23 protein-coding genes are annotated in these 14128 nt (G+C 56.4%); 22 read left to right on the top strand and 1 reads right to left on the bottom strand.

Annotation, left to right across the window (positions count from 1 at the left end; translation table 11 throughout):
- Positions 1–99: 99 nt before the first annotated feature.
- The 8 genes from R5C80_RS01030 to R5C80_RS00995 all read left to right on the top strand — a co-directional run bounded on the left by R5C80_RS01030 (position 100) and on the right by R5C80_RS00995 (position 3790).
- Positions 100–516: a hypothetical protein gene (locus R5C80_RS01030; RefSeq protein WP_319049727.1), complete on the top strand. Its 417-nt coding sequence runs from the start codon at positions 100–102 to the stop codon at positions 514–516.
- Entirely contained in the window at positions 516–839 is a 324-nt protein-coding gene (locus R5C80_RS01025; RefSeq protein ID WP_319049726.1) for a hypothetical protein, read from the top strand. The genes R5C80_RS01030 and R5C80_RS01025 overlap by 1 nt, the downstream gene beginning before the upstream one ends.
- A gap of 132 nt (positions 840–971) precedes the next feature.
- Complete coding sequence (locus R5C80_RS01020; protein ID WP_319049725.1) at positions 972–1184, top strand: hypothetical protein; 213 nt, start codon at positions 972–974, stop codon at positions 1182–1184.
- A 66-nt stretch (positions 1185–1250) separates the two neighbouring features.
- Entirely contained in the window at positions 1251–1871 is a 621-nt protein-coding gene (locus R5C80_RS01015) for a YkgJ family cysteine cluster protein (protein ID WP_319049724.1), read from the top strand.
- Positions 1868–2203: a hypothetical protein gene (locus R5C80_RS01010; RefSeq protein ID WP_319049723.1), complete on the top strand. Its 336-nt coding sequence runs from the start codon at positions 1868–1870 to the stop codon at positions 2201–2203. Before R5C80_RS01015 ends, R5C80_RS01010 begins: the two co-directional genes overlap by 4 nt.
- A 96-nt stretch (positions 2204–2299) precedes the next feature.
- A complete protein-coding gene (locus R5C80_RS01005; protein WP_319049722.1) occupies positions 2300–3004 on the top strand; it encodes a hypothetical protein in 705 nt (234 codons plus the stop codon).
- Between the two features lie 115 nt (positions 3005–3119).
- Positions 3120–3380: a hypothetical protein gene (locus R5C80_RS01000; protein ID WP_319049721.1), complete on the top strand. Its 261-nt coding sequence runs from the start codon at positions 3120–3122 to the stop codon at positions 3378–3380.
- Positions 3381–3412: 32 nt separating this feature from the next.
- Positions 3413–3790: a hypothetical protein gene (locus R5C80_RS00995; protein ID WP_319049720.1), complete on the top strand. Its 378-nt coding sequence runs from the start codon at positions 3413–3415 to the stop codon at positions 3788–3790.
- Positions 3791–4045: 255 nt separating this feature from the next.
- Here the strand turns inward: R5C80_RS00995 and R5C80_RS00990 are convergent, their stop codons facing one another.
- Entirely contained in the window at positions 4046–4597 is a 552-nt protein-coding gene (locus R5C80_RS00990; RefSeq protein WP_319049719.1) for a hypothetical protein, read from the bottom strand.
- 174 nt (positions 4598–4771) lie between these two features.
- Between R5C80_RS00990 and R5C80_RS00985 the strand changes: the two genes are divergently transcribed.
- The 14 genes from R5C80_RS00985 to R5C80_RS00920 all read left to right on the top strand — a co-directional run bounded on the left by R5C80_RS00985 (position 4772) and on the right by R5C80_RS00920 (position 13992).
- On the top strand, positions 4772–5431 hold the full coding sequence (locus tag R5C80_RS00985) for a hypothetical protein (RefSeq protein ID WP_319049718.1): 660 nt from the start codon (positions 4772–4774) through the stop codon (positions 5429–5431).
- 48 nt (positions 5432–5479) lie between these two features.
- On the top strand, positions 5480–5971 hold the full coding sequence (locus R5C80_RS00980) for a hypothetical protein (RefSeq protein ID WP_209418916.1): 492 nt from the start codon (positions 5480–5482) through the stop codon (positions 5969–5971).
- 93 nt (positions 5972–6064) lie between these two features.
- Complete coding sequence (locus R5C80_RS00975; protein WP_209418917.1) at positions 6065–6298, top strand: hypothetical protein; 234 nt, start codon at positions 6065–6067, stop codon at positions 6296–6298.
- Between the two features lie 47 nt (positions 6299–6345).
- Positions 6346–6765, top strand: coding sequence for a phage protein NinX family protein (locus R5C80_RS00970; RefSeq protein ID WP_319049717.1), 420 nt, complete (start codon positions 6346–6348; stop codon positions 6763–6765).
- A 232-nt stretch (positions 6766–6997) separates the two neighbouring features.
- Positions 6998–8812 carry a phosphoadenosine phosphosulfate reductase family protein gene (locus R5C80_RS00965; protein WP_319049716.1) on the top strand — a complete coding sequence of 605 codons (1815 nt, stop codon included), beginning with the start codon at positions 6998–7000 and terminating at the stop codon, positions 8810–8812.
- A 23-nt stretch (positions 8813–8835) separates the two neighbouring features.
- Positions 8836–9225 (top strand): hypothetical protein, encoded by a 390-nt coding sequence (locus tag R5C80_RS00960; protein ID WP_010794398.1) that lies wholly within the window; start codon positions 8836–8838, stop codon positions 9223–9225.
- 158 nt (positions 9226–9383) lie between these two features.
- Complete coding sequence (locus R5C80_RS00955; RefSeq protein ID WP_172688617.1) at positions 9384–9716, top strand: Arc family DNA-binding protein; 333 nt, start codon at positions 9384–9386, stop codon at positions 9714–9716.
- Positions 9717–9818: 102 nt separating this feature from the next.
- Complete coding sequence (locus R5C80_RS00950) at positions 9819–10268, top strand: hypothetical protein (protein ID WP_319049715.1); 450 nt, start codon at positions 9819–9821, stop codon at positions 10266–10268.
- A gap of 563 nt (positions 10269–10831) precedes the next feature.
- Positions 10832–11122: a hypothetical protein gene (locus R5C80_RS00945; RefSeq protein WP_319049714.1), complete on the top strand. Its 291-nt coding sequence runs from the start codon at positions 10832–10834 to the stop codon at positions 11120–11122.
- Positions 11123–11243: 121 nt separating this feature from the next.
- Complete coding sequence (locus R5C80_RS00940; protein ID WP_282853696.1) at positions 11244–11900, top strand: Bax inhibitor-1 family protein; 657 nt, start codon at positions 11244–11246, stop codon at positions 11898–11900.
- 104 nt (positions 11901–12004) lie between these two features.
- Positions 12005–12334, top strand: coding sequence for a hypothetical protein (locus R5C80_RS00935; RefSeq protein ID WP_209418922.1), 330 nt, complete (start codon positions 12005–12007; stop codon positions 12332–12334).
- Positions 12335–12343: 9 nt separating this feature from the next.
- Positions 12344–12565, top strand: a complete 222-nt coding sequence (locus R5C80_RS00930; RefSeq protein ID WP_272837664.1) for a hypothetical protein — start codon at positions 12344–12346, stop codon at positions 12563–12565.
- A 102-nt stretch (positions 12566–12667) separates the two neighbouring features.
- On the top strand, positions 12668–13210 hold the full coding sequence (locus R5C80_RS00925; RefSeq protein ID WP_319049713.1) for a hypothetical protein: 543 nt from the start codon (positions 12668–12670) through the stop codon (positions 13208–13210).
- 98 nt (positions 13211–13308) lie between these two features.
- Positions 13309–13992, top strand: a complete 684-nt coding sequence (locus R5C80_RS00920; protein ID WP_282853694.1) for a hypothetical protein — start codon at positions 13309–13311, stop codon at positions 13990–13992.
- Positions 13993–14128: the final 136 nt, after the last annotated feature.

Raw genomic sequence — 14128 nt, 5'->3', positions numbered from 1 at the left:
CAAAGGCAGGTATAACCTCGCTCTTTCCGGATGCTGTTGGCACACGCAGACATGCCTGAGTATGTCGGCTCCAGTGGCCTTATCCGAGGAGGAAAACAGATGAACAAGCAAGAGCGTCTGCAGCACGCCAACCAGCTAATCCAGATCATCGCCCGGCATGGCCGGCGATTTTTCTTCGACGATCGGACCAACACTACTGCCCGGCTGGAACTTGATCACCGCGGCAGGGTGTGGTTTCACGATCACTACTCCAAGGCACGGGTGTATACGCATCCAGCAACATTCGGCAATGAGTGGCACGGCTTCACTCACGGCGGAACTATGCGGAATCTGGTAGAAGCGATGCGTGACTACATTCGTAACGGCCGCCAGATCCCAGTTTTCTGGCTCGGTTTTCAGCGCGATTCCGACAAGACCAACATCTGGGGCTATGAGGACGAGGCAATGTCCGCTGTCAGGCTGGAAGCTAGCGCTATTCCTATCATCCGCGGTAAACCAGAAGAGGTGTTCGGCTGATGGACGCTTTCACCTTCACCGTGCACCTCTACAAGAACTTTGGCATCGCACTTCAGATGTGGGATGAGGAAGGCCTTCCCTACTGCACACTCTCTGTGAACGTGCCGGATGCACTATTGAAAACGGATGAGTTCTGCGTCAACTGGGATGTCGACGAAGACCTCGCACAGCAGCTCCTGGCCACCGGCCGATTCGAGGACACCGGACTCGCCTGTACTGCCGGTCATGCCGTTGCACCGATCTGGCGTTTGGTCTGTCCGGAGCTGCTCGAGCAGGTACGGCAGCAGCGGGATTTCGCGCGGCACCACGTTCAGCAATCCTGACTCGCATCCCCTCAATGTTCCATGCCATCGGGCATGACCCGGGCCTCAAGTACGGACCGAACTTTTGGCCCGATTCATGCCTACCTCTTCTCCATCAAATGGAGTTTCCCCACGAAGGAACGCACTACCCTCATGCAAGACCCTGTTCAAATCGAAAAACTTCTTCGCGCCAGAGAACGCATCCTCGCTTTCATTGAACTTGACCAAAGAGCCCTAGAGCGCACTCCCGGAATTCAAGCGCTGGAGCTATCCCTGACGAGCTGGCGTCTCCAACTCGTGGGCATCGACTCCAAATTCACCGCACTGACAGGGCACACTCCGCAGCAGTACCAGGCGGAAAGCTGATCAGCCCCTCGGATTGCGGGGCTTTGGCGTTATGATGTCGGCCACCTAACTCCCCGATCCGAACCTATGAATGAACTGATCTCAACCATCGACATTACCAGCTTGCCGAAGCGAGAGGCACTGGAGGCGGCTGCCCAGGAAAATGCCTTCCGCATTGCGCGGGACGCTCCCTGGATAGTAAATGCAGGCGAAATGGCGGCTGAAATCGGTGACCAGAAGGGTAGCCTCAAGGCGAAATACATGCGTCTTCGCAAGCTTGGCGATCGGATTGCAGAGGCCATCGCTCCTCATTCGGCCTGCCAGAAGACATGTAGTCACTGCTGCCATATCGCGGTGGCCATCCATGAAGTTGAGGCTGACATCATCGCAGAGGCGACTGGCAGGAAGCGCACCCGGTCTTCCTCTGGAGAGCCGGAAGGTGAACTCGCTAACCGCTACTTCCGGCAACCCTGTCCCTTCCTGAAGCAGAATGCCTGCTCTATCTACAACTCCAGGCCCATGGCGTGCAGGCTTCACTTCTCCATTTCGGGCACCAATGCCATGTGCGATACGCGCATCGCCCCTGTCGACTCGACGGCGATCAATCTGAACCTCAATGACTTTTGGTTCGGATACATGTCCGTGATGCACGTGTCGCCGATGGAAGATGTTCGGCACTACTTCCCCAATCCCCAAACCAGGAAATGAACCACCGTATGGATATTGTTGGCCGTACCCGCTCCCAAACATGCACCAGGAGTCTGGATGAACTGATCGCACGTCGCACCAAAATCGACAGGTATGCCGTTGCGCTGGCCGCAACTGCGATCGCGCTGGGGTTCCTCGGGTACCAGGCTCCCTCCGCTGTTGCTCGCCACCTGGGCTTGGTTGGGATGATCGTGAGTGTCTTTTCGACGACCTACCTGATCGACATGGCCGACGGAATGACGAACACCATCCGCGCGCTGAAGCCGAAAAAGGGCCAGAGCCTCAAGACTGTACCCACCCCTCCCCAACATCAGCTGACCCCAGCTGCGTGAATTCCACAGCCGGTGACTACAGCACCGGCTACGGCTTCTGGCACGCGAGCCCGCCTCCGAGACTGGGCGAAACTCAAACAGTCCAAGAGGTTAACCATGCACAAGTTTCGACGCTCTCTGATGGCTGACGAGATACTCGAAGGTACTGATCTTCGCACCCAATGGGAGCTCCACGCCCCTATCGACAAACGCACATTCTTCGCCCTGGGCGATATCCTGCTCTGCTTTGGTTGGATGACCTGGTGCGTTATCGGTGATGGTCGTCAACTGCTGGAAGCAAGCCTATCCACAGCAGTCGTTTTCTGGATATCGAACACCATTGCAGCGATATGCCTCTTGCTTGCCTTCAACCGGATCGGCAAGGCCATGCAGATAACAAGGGAATATAAGCGCCAGGCCGCCCTCCTCAACAACTGGCTCGCCCTGGGTTCGTATGACCACATCAGCGTCGACCATGGCCTACTGCAGCTGGAAATGCAGACATTCCCGCTCGACAGGCTTCAGATCACGGCTGTTCATGGAGAGCTTGACCCAGACTCCATTCCCTCCCTGACTGTCTATGGTGTGGCCAGGGACAGCCACCAGACGGAGGACCGCCGCGGCAATAGACATTCGCATCACGTTGTAGCAGTGGACTTCCTCATCGGCTGTCAGGAAGCTGGCTGGCGCGTGGCAGAGGCTATGGCATTCGTTGGGAACGAAGCTGTTGGTGCCAGGTTACAGCGGGGGTTCGGTGACGCTGCCGGCGAGCAATTGCTACGGGCCTTGAACGAGAAAGCCAGAGATTTCAGCCCAGTCTAGGAATTTCCGCCCCCCCATTTTCGCTTTTCATGGCGCAGATCAGGGAATGAAATAGAGGCTAGGGCACCTGGCCCTATAAACGTCCGTTTCCTACCGTGCTCCCGAGAGGCAAGCCATGGAAAGCGAGAATCACCGTCAGACGCTAGCACTCCCCGCCGTGACCCTGGACCATGTTCAAGGCTTTGGGGAGCAACTCTGTAGAGCCATTCGTGAGCTACGGTGTGACCCGGAGTTCAGTGCAAAGAATCTTCGCACCGCATATCAGCAGGGCCACAAGGATGCTCTGGAGCAAGCTGAAGACGCCACCCGTGAGGCGCTTGAGCGACTAATGAATGTGCTCACCGGCGGGGATAGTGGCACCGCGCAGAGTGGGTGAGCATGGCTCAAATTCACCATTGAGCTACTGTCATGTCGAACCTTATCCCCGCAGAAACCCTGGCCCCTGAAGTAGGGGCTCTTGTCAATTACGGCACCGACAGTTTCGGCAAGGAACCAGGTCGGTACCGGGTAACCGGCTACATGTGCCGCGTGGAATCGAAACCTGATTTCGGGGACGACTTCCTTGGCGAGATCCTCTTCGACTCTTGCAGGGACTTCCAGGGCGGCAAGATGCGTTACTGCCTTCGCGAGCAGGCAACGCATGTGACCTTGACCGGTATCGCCGGCGCAATCGCCCCCATAGAAGAATGCACCGTCACGGGCATGGTTCCGTGGCCCGACGAATTGCTGAAAGAGGCTCGAGAGAAAGCCCGAAGAAAAGGTGAGCGCGGTGAAATGCTGTTCTGATCATTCGCTGGGCGTCGAACGGTCAGAGACTGAACGTCTGGATTGGGTTCTGAAGTATCGACCTGAGTTCTCTGACGGTTTCCTTCGTGTTCGACTGGAGGCTGCAGCGGCACCTGATGGGCTCTCGGGCATGTTCATGGCTGTTGGCTTAGATGCCAGGGGCTGCATCGATAACGCCCTCGCAGGCTTCCTGGTCCGACTCAGATAGCCCCATCAAAAAGGCCGGCAAAGCCGGCCTTCGTGTCGTTGCCATGATCATCCTTGCGACGGTGGTTGCACCTCCCCTTTCTTGCCCAGCGGTTTGAGTGCTGAACGGAAAATCTGCCACCAACTCATCACGGGCGGTTGTGGATGGCGGTGAATCCCTTCTATTTGCACCTCACCGTCCGCTGGTACCGCCAGGAATCTCCTGATAGAGCACTCGACGCGGGCCGTAAACTGGTTTTGAAAGCCAAAGCGGCACCCCACACCCAGCATGACTAGCGTGGTGCCGCCCGCGATCAAGTATCCGAACGCAGCATATGCCAGAACCAGCTCGTGAGGAGATCGCAGCTGGAAGTCACGATCGAGTTCAACTGGCGAGCTAAGAGCGTCGAACACCATTAGAAGCAACGCAACCGTTGGGGCATACATCACCGCGAGTTTTAGCATCCGAAGCGCTGTTTTCAGGACCTCCATCCCCTGGGAGACGTACACCATCCAGTCCCGTTTCACCGTCGCGGTGATCTGCTCCATCACCTCGTGGGGGACCTGCCCTACTTCCACACCATTCACATAAACCAACCAGTCGATTTCCGGCTCTGCCATTCAGGCCTCCTGTTAGGGATTGGCAAGGCGCGACGACCTTGCATCCATGAGGCTATTCCGCCTGTATAGCTGGCACCAACCAAAGTACCCGTCTCCAATTCACGAACCGCTTCTGGCACACCCCTGACCACCGTGTAATGACCTCATCAACACAACGGCCACAGGTGTCCACCTATGAAGATTACGAACGCATTCACCCGCCAGGTTGGCCAGCTGGAGAACACTGATGATCCAGCCACACCGATCCTGTTCAGGTCGATCCATCCTGCCCAGGACCAAGATCTGCTGAGCAGCATTCGACACGACGTGGGCCTGGCGCCTGGGCTTGCACTGCTCTATGACGACGAGCATGTCCTCATCTATGACCAGGAGGAGGTCAACCTCCTTCCAGGTGAGCACCAGAATTTCTATCGCGCTGCCAGTAGCGTCAGCACCTGGCTTGGGGTTGCCTGGGAGCTCTGCGTAAACACCGACAACCCGGACTCTCCGATCGAGGTACTTTCAAGCGGCTGCCAAGAGCACATCGAGCGTCTAGCAAAAGCCCTCAATGATTCGATCCAGCCCTCCACTCCGGCACTCGTCCCTCTGCGCAGTGTCGTTCATGAGGTGGACCCGAATGGCAGCCTGTATGCCGTGACCTGCAGACTCGCAGATGATGACGATGACTCTGTCTATCACGTGCGCTGTGCGGATGAGGGAACCGCCCAGGAAGTGGCAATCCGCAACCTCTACGAAGAGGCGGGCTCTAGCCCGGAACCCACTGCTGAAGGTCATCGTCAGCACTACATCATCACCTCCCAACTGGTCGCCACCCCGGTCGCGAGCACCATCTAACCCCTTCGCCCCGGGCTGACCGGGGCTCATCGTCCTGGAGTCTTCCACGTGTCCTACCGCGTAATCCCCAATGAGCATGCTGTTCAGCATTTGGAACTGAAGATCGGTCGCCAAAGCTCGAACTTCGCAAACAACCTGAATTCGGTCATGAATTCGCTGATGGAGGGCAAGTTTTCTGGAGGTCTCTGGGAGCTTCGCGAGTACAACAACGGTGCAGTTGCCATGGTTCTGCCGCAAGCAGACCGTGTGGAGGTCGCATCGCAGGCTTGCCAGCGCAATCTGGAGATGTCCCTGGAGGCCCTGTCCCTCATCGCGAATTCCATGCTTCTCGTAGGCCTTTGCGAACAAGCGGCCTTTCATGGTGATGAGGAAGAAGCACTGCACCTGCGAAATCTCAACGACGTACTGCGCGATGCGGTCGATGGTCTCATGACTTGCGTGCTGAGGGACGGAGAGCTGCAGGAACCCACAGAAGCGGATCGCCTTCTGCCGATGGCAAAGCACCCGGAAAGCGGTCAGTTCCGTCGATTCATCGACTGAGTGAAGGGGGTGAAAGAAACTTCAGCCGCTGGTGGTGGCACAGGTTGAGCAGCTCGAACATGGCTACATCAACGCACAAGCGAGTAATGAGCCATGAACCTGCAGCATTCTCCACTCCAGCAACTCACCGCCCTCGGCTACACCGTGACTTCTGGAGCCACGCGCTTCGACGTCGCAATGTCGATGGGCGTGTCCATCCTGGCGCGTGACGATCAGGGTGCCATTCTGCAGATCAGTTGCAGCAAGGGCATCCTGTCTATTACAGCGGCCAAGCAAACTCCCCAGCTCACCGCCCCGGCGATCCTCTTGAATCGCGTCATCGCTTAGCCACCCCCCAAGAGCGCGTATCAGGAAGATGGATCACAACGATGAACATGGTTGAAGTACAAACTGACGAGTTGCTCGGCGCGGCACTGGACTGGGCAATCGCAACGATTGAAGGCCTGCCGATACAGTACGACCCGATGGCTTTCGGAAATACCGCGAATGGTGGCTACTGGATCTGGGATAAAGCGCCTGGCGGCATGATGGCCAAGATCGGCGACAAGTACAGCCCCTCAAGCAACTGGAGCCAACTTGGGCCGTTGATCGAGAAGCGCGTCATCGTCCTGGGCAACCACGAATCCGGGGACCCGAGCCGCCAAGGTGAGTTTTGGGGGAGCGCTCATTGCTTCGACTCTGGCACCAGCTTTGAAACCTACAAGGGCATCAAGGTGGCCGCCTGCCGCGCAATCGTCGCCAAAGAGATGGGCCCTGTAGTGCGAGTCCCAAAAGTGCTGGTCCAGCCTGGCTGAACCGCAATCTCGGCTCCTGATCAGCCCTTCCGTAAACTGAGGGGGCGCCTGCCCCCTATCCCTGGTTCAACTCCAGCTATTGGCACTGAACTTTGCCCCTGAGTTGCATCCAGCGGCCCCCATATCTCCCCTGAGCAGCAACTCGAAACTTTTCCTCTACGCCGGTTCTGGCACAACCGGGTGCCCCTGAAACTGGGCTCATTCCGATATTCATCGCAGTGAGCCCAGCACCATGACCTCCGCGCAAACCAAACTGACCCAGTCGATTCAAGCCGGCCTATTCGACGCCGCAGAGCCTGCCCCGGTTCTTCTGCAGGTGGTGGACCTGACCTTCGACGAGAAGGTGAAAGCCGCGGTTGAGGCCATCAAGCAGCAGGTGCGCGAAGGTCGTCGCCTAGTGGTGGCCTGGTCGGGAGGCAAGGACAGCAGCGTGACACTGAATTTGGCGTTTACCGCCCTGCGCGATCTGATCGCTAAAGGCCACAGTGTTCCGGCACTGCACGTAATCCATTCGAACACAGGTCTCGAAAATCCAGTGATTGAGATCTACAACAAAGGCCAGATCAGGGCGATCAAGGCTTACGCCAAAACTGCCGGTATCGAGACTCGTGTTTGGGTGGCCTCCCCAAATCTGTCCAACGACTATCTCGTTGGCCTGCTGTCCGGCCGCACGATCATGTCGGTGGGCAACAACACCAAGTGCCAACAGATGATGAAGAAGTCAGCATTGGACCGAATCAAGCGCCAAGTGCGTGCCTGGATAGCCGAAAAGGATGGAGTCAAAGCGAAAGACGCAAATCTGGTAAGCCTGATCGGCACACGCTTCGAGGAAAGCGCGCAGCGCGCTGCACGGATGAAGGCTCGAGGTGAGAGTTCTACGGAAGCTGTCGATGCGATGGAAGATGGTCAACTCGTGTTGAGCCCGATCGCCGAATGGGATGCGTTCGAAATCTTCACCTACATCGGGCACGTCCGCTCCGAGAAGATTGAGGCCTACTCCGACTTCGAAGAGTTGGTTGATATCTACCGGGACGCCAACGGCGGGGACTGCATGGTCAACCAGTACATCTCGGGCCGGGAGCAGAACCGCCCACCCTGCTCCGCCAGGACAGGTTGCTGGGCCTGCGGACGTATCTCGAAGGACACCAGCGCCGAAAACATGATTTCGGCTGAGGGCGGAAAGCACGCTTGGATGAAGCCCCTGCTCGACCTGCGGAACTACATGCTGGCGCGACACTTCGATCCGTCTGCGCGCTGCTGGCTGGCGCGCACCATCAACGAAGAAACCGGGACCATCAAGATCGTTCCCAACGCCTACGCCCCGGAATATACCCTGGAGCTGCTGCGCCTGATTCTGACGGTCCAAGTCCGGGAGCAGATCGCTGCACGCAAGCTGGGTATTGCTCCGCGCTTCCACCTGCTCGACCACCGCCAGCTGATCGCTCTGGACTGCCTCTGGGGCCGGTACCAGTACCAACGCAGCTTCATGGCCCTGCGCACCTGGAAAGAGATCTACGAGCAAGGCAAGCGTTACGACATTCCCGATCTTGCCTCGATTCCGAAGTACACCGAGAAGGACGTGTCCTTCCGTGCAGAGGTTCCCTTCGCGGATGAGGAATATTTCGCCGCGTGGCGTGGATTCCGCAACGTGGAAGCTGCTGCCGTGGATTGGGAAGACACCACCGTTCTTCCGAACGGCAAGATCGTTCAGAACGCGAACGTCGGTGACGAGTTCGAGATCGACGAGGAAGGTGCGGCATTGTTCTGGGAGTTCGACCTCGACTATGCCCTGAACCGAATCTCGGTGCTGGATAACCCCTCGGGCGTTGTCCATTACCTGGTCGGTCTCGGAACTGTAACCCTCTACAAGGGCAGCCTGGGAGAGTGGGATCGGATGATGCGCGTGGGCAACCAGGCGTGGTTCCACGGTCTGATGCCGATCATCAATGACCCCCATGCGCTGGTCGAAACCCTGCAAGCAAAGTTCCAGAAAAAGGAAGAAGACAAGCGAAATGCCCTGATCGGGCAGCTGGCGCTGTTTCTTTAAATCCGAACTACGAGGATGAAACCATGGTCCTGATCACCAGCCTGGCAATCGAAGAAGCCGCAGAAACGCTGACCGAGGACGGAGGCCGCTTCGGCGACACACTCTTCGGCGGTCAGGTCATTGAGGCTGCCCGCGCACTGCTCAAGCAGCAGACCGATGATCAAGGGCTGCCGCTTCCCCTGGGTGAATTCTTCGAACGCAGGGAGGATATGGGCAAAGGACGCTTGCGGTTGATCCTGGACGGCGACTCTGATGTTTGCGTAGCAGTGATCAGCGACGAGGGTGAAATGGCGGACGTGGAGTTCTGTGTGCCCTTCTCCGGCGGCGGCCGCTCCCCGAAAGTCCGTGAAGCGCTGTTGAACCTGTGCCGCGCTATCCGCGAAGAGAACGAAACCAACCCGATCCCAGACTAGCGCCGGCCGACGACGACCAGGCGCTTCAGAAGTACAGCCTGAAAACCCGGGCCTCGGTTTGGCTCGAATAACGCCAGCGGGCCGATAGACTACCAACCCCATGGACTGCCCTGAGAGGTCCTCAGTCGCATGAACGTGGACAGAATGAAGGAAAGAAAGTGAGCAACAGTCAATTCCCACTCTATGCCTCACGAATCGCAGACAAATTCGTGGTTCGCTTCCCGGACGGAATGCGCAACAAAATCGCGGACGTTGCCCGGGGGAACTTCCGCAGCATGAACTCAGAAATCCTTGCCCGGCTCGAAGCGAGCCTCGAGGTCGAATCTGAGGAAGGGAATGAAAACCTTCCTGCAGCGAACGGCGAAGGCCTGTCCGCCGATGAACTTCGCCTAATTGCCCGTTTCAGGAAGCTCGACGTGAAACAGCAGTCCGCGCTGGTCGAACTCCTCACACCAGTGGCCCAGGCTCCTCACCTCGCCAAAGCATCCTGATCGGTTAAGCCCGTCTGTTGAATCCCAAGCCCCCCCAAGTGTGGGGCTTGGGCCTTTAAAGAGGCGTGTTATTCGCGCCGGCGATAATGCAGGAAATGGCAAATGTCTGATACGCCCACAGGAAAATTCACTCTCAGCGACTCGTTACCATTCAGTGGAAAGGGGAAAACCCCCATTGCTGACGCATATTCGGAAGCAGAAAGGATGTTGGCCGAGTATCGTCACGCCCTCAACGATGGTGTCTGCGCGGACAGTGATCGATATGAGTTGATCTGTTATCCCAACTTCATGGGCAAACAGAATGTAGGGGTTGCTTACAGCACCGAGCTTCAGCGGGTGTATCTGCTATTCATCGGCGCAGATCGCCCTGAGCCAGATTATGTACCAGTGTGGCTGCTCGACCAGGCAAAGGAACTCACACTGCTTGCGCGCACATTGGTGGTACCGGATCAGCCCTCGAATACAATCACTATTTGGGAAGGCATTAAACGCGGGCCAATCATGTCCTTCCGCTTCAAACTGGCGGATGAGCCTAGTTCCATAAAGTTCTAATGCATTCAACCAAGAAGCGCCAAAACGCCAAGTTCACACATAGAAGAATTTTTTATGCCACTCTGCAAAATCCCTGGCCAAGTTAAAAAGCCGCGCAGCCCCGTAGGAAGTAATCAGTCTCATGCCAAAATCCCTATCGACATGCTGCTTTTATTTTTAATCGTAGCGTGGGGATGCATGCAAATCTACTTTCAGATTTCATCGAGCCTGCTATTCAGTGCCTCACAGCTTTCACAAGCGTCCCTAACAAACATTAGCTATTTTGTATTTTGGGTTAGAGTCGCACCTTTACTGCTAACGCCCTTTAGAGCGGTACAGCTAATTGTATCGGGTGGTCTTTTTAGAGCTATCGTATACGCAGCAGTCTTTTTCCTTTATAGCGCAGTGTTGATAACGACCGACCAAGAATTTGTGGTTAGAGGGTTGGGATTCACTGCATCCATGTAGTCCTGCAACTGACCACCAGTTATCGAAGTCTGACTTTTTATTACCGCTTAGTATTCGTCCTTGAGATTTCTATGAGCCAGCACATTGTTTGCATTCATTGTGAAAAAATTCGCGGCATGGTTCGAATCCAGCTTGGGTGGGACAAGCCAATGGCTGAGTTCTACCTAGTAGTCATCGCGGAGCCACCTGCGGAACAGCAATACAATGATGAGCAGATCATTTACTCCAACCTCGACGACCCACGTTCTCATGCCCAGGAGCTTGCCTATTTCAAGGGGGTGGCCCGCGAACTGGGCTGCGAGGTCCCGGAGTCTATGTGGCGTGCTGCGTACCAAGATAGAGAGTTTAATGTCGTCAACAAAACCGTATTTTACTCACCGGTTGGGGATGTAGTTGAGCACCTCTAGGTTGCAGACTCCATAGTACCCAAGGCGAATCTATGAACCAGCTGGTGGCACAGGCTGGTAGATAATTCAATGCAGGAACTGACGATGTCCATGGGGGACACGTCGAGCGAAAGGAACCATCATGTTGAAGAACGATACCTTCAGCCGTACCGGCAGCTATCACCAGATATCCGCATCGGTTTACAACCTGATCCTCGGAGCGGTACTTCTCTGGGGCTTCGCCCTAAACTGGTGGATGGTAGCAACCATCCCGACCGAAACCATCAAAGCGATCAACCCGTTGGTGTTCATCATCGGATACTTCGTCAGTGCGATCGTCGGCTGCATCATCATCTTCAGCTCGAAGAACCCGATCATTAGCTTCTTCGGCTACAACATGATCGTGGTTCCGATCGGCCTGGTATTGGTCATGTTTATTCCCGGCCACTCGCAGGAGAACATCATCGCGGCAGTCCGTGTCACCACACTCCTCACGATGTCCATGATGGTTCTTGGAACGCTGTTCCCAACCTTCTTCAAACGGATCGAGGGTGCGCTTTTCTGGGCGTTGTGCATCACGATCGTGGTTGAGCTGCTGCAAATCTTCGTGTTCGACGTAAAACTGGGCGTAATGGACTGGATTGTCGCAGCCATTTTCTGTGGATACATAGGTGTGGATTGGGGGCGGGCCAACCAGATCGAGCGAACCGTCGACAACGCGGTGGACAGCGCGGCATCGCTCTACCTGGACATCATCAACCTGTTCGTGCGGATACTGGAGATCATCTCGAAGAAGTGAGTCCGCCGGCCCGGTTCGCAACGGATTTCAGCCCCTCAACTTGGCTCGTACGGGCCGCCACCACTTCATAGGATAGGGGTCTCCACCATTGGACTCCTATCCATATGAACCAGAACACTGACGCTACCAAGCCCCAGGACACCGAGGTTTCGCCTCAGAAGCAACTGGCCATCCTCCTATCCATCCAAGGTGGACTCACCAACGGGATCACCACCCAACGCTGCCTCTCACAGATTGCCAAGGTCAGTCCGATCGGCAACTGGGAGTCAGCCTCCTCCGAATACGAAATGAGCAGCTCGCTGCCGCGGGCCCTTTTGTGTTCGGGAGCCTTCTGTTCCGATGTCCAGCTGCTGCTCGGATTCTTGGATGGTCCTCAGATCAATCCGCACCAACAACTCGCTCCCGCAATTGAATACCTCAAAGCAATCCTTTAGGAGATCATCATGCTTCGCTTGATCATTTTTGCTGTTATCGGCCTCACCCTCTACTTCGGGCGTTTCAAAAGTGACTGGCTGTATTCGTTGTTCGAGCAAGACATGGCCGCTGATCCGGATCGGATCTTCGGTCTGATGGCGACCATGGGGATCGGGGTCCTGGGCGTTATCTTGCTCGTTGCCGGCTGCATGGCTGCCGGCAAGCGGAGCGCCGTCGCGCAAGAACAGTAGTCTCCCTCAATCTGTCAAGGTAATGAGCCGCCTCAGTGAACGAAGCACCTGCAAAGGTGCTTCACCCCTCAAACCGGGATTCAAATACCCTTTGGAGAACGAATGCCGAAACTCCCCATGTTTGCTCTGGCCGCAGTCGCGGCCGCTGTAATCTCGGTGCCTGCATCCGCCGGCGAACGCATCTCGATCCAGACCGAAGTCACCATGGGCGGCATTGTGGTCAGCAGCGGTACCCAGGAAATCTCGAACGAAGCTACCGCCCATTTCAGCGATGGGCGCTTCAAGGAAATCGATGCCGACGTGACGGTGACCTGCCGGGAAGGCATCAGCCGCTGGTTGAATCCCTTCAAGCCCGCCTGTGACAAGCCGATTCGAGAGAAGGAAAAGGTACCCGTTGGGTTCATGGCCGATATTACGGCTCGAGAAGCGTCCGACGACAAAATTGCCGTCTCTGTCGATGGTAGCTACGTTCAGGTCCTCGGAGAGCAAAAACTCAAACTCGGAGACACCGAACTTGAATCTGCATCCTTCCGTATCCAAAGTCTAAACAGCAGCATGGTCGTCATGGCTAATTCCGAGATGGAAATTACTAACGGAATAGGTGCTGATGAGATCAAGCTGAAGGTAAAAGTTCAGCGCCTATAAGGCCTTCTACCAGCGCCGCTGGGCATTTCACTGCGGTTCTGGCACGCTTCGTCTGCCTTGAAACTGTGTCCATTCTGAACACAGCCAGGGGCTACACGATGACTGCAGCACGCAAACTCCAAACCTCACCTGAGACCCATACGGTCGAAGGGATAGCCGCCATGTACGCTCAGGAGCTGGGCGGGCGCGCCGGTCGAGAAATCCAGGTGCGGGACTATCACCTGCATTTCGCCGAAGCGATCCTGGCGCGCGATGCGTATGCGCTCAAGTTCCTGGCAAACGGATTGAACAATGTCGGCAAGGCAGTGTTCACCGCGGTTACCGGAGTCCAGCTGCCGCGCACTCAATCCGGCACCTGGGCCATTATCCTCGAATGGGCCGGCGTAAGTCCGAAGCAAGACGACCTCAAGAAAGCCGAGCATCACCTGCAGGTTCTGCACACAAGCCTGTGCTCACGTTTCTCTGAAGTAGACCGCCTCACCCGCTTCGCGGAGAGCGGATACGCACAGGGCTTCGTTCAGGTGATCAAGGATGGCCGTCGCTACCTCATGGCGGATGCAAGTGGAAAGGTCGGGCTCAACCTGAGCACTCGTGGGCTTCACGGTGAACACACCCGTCCCTACATCGAGGCCTACCTTGCGGTCCAAAAGATCAAGGTTGAACTGGGCCTGCAGAAGGAGCCGGTGTACGTGCCTGCAGACGCGCCTGCAGGCGACCATTCGCCAGAGCCCAAGCCTGCTCCGGCCACCCAGATGACAGAGCAGCTCGGCATGGGCTTTTGACCAAGCGCCAGCTATTCAGAAGGTGGAGATGGCTTGAACACTCCACCTGCTCATGATCTTTTCATCACCAGCGGGCCAGCCTTGGGCCCGGCCTAAAGGGAACTTCATGAAAGACTCGCTATTCACCCGCATCCGC

The sequence above is a fragment of the Pseudomonas sp. On1 genome, assembly GCF_033783325.1.
The sequence above is the reverse complement of the archived record's forward strand: the minus strand, read 5'-3'. Positions and strand labels throughout refer to the sequence as shown.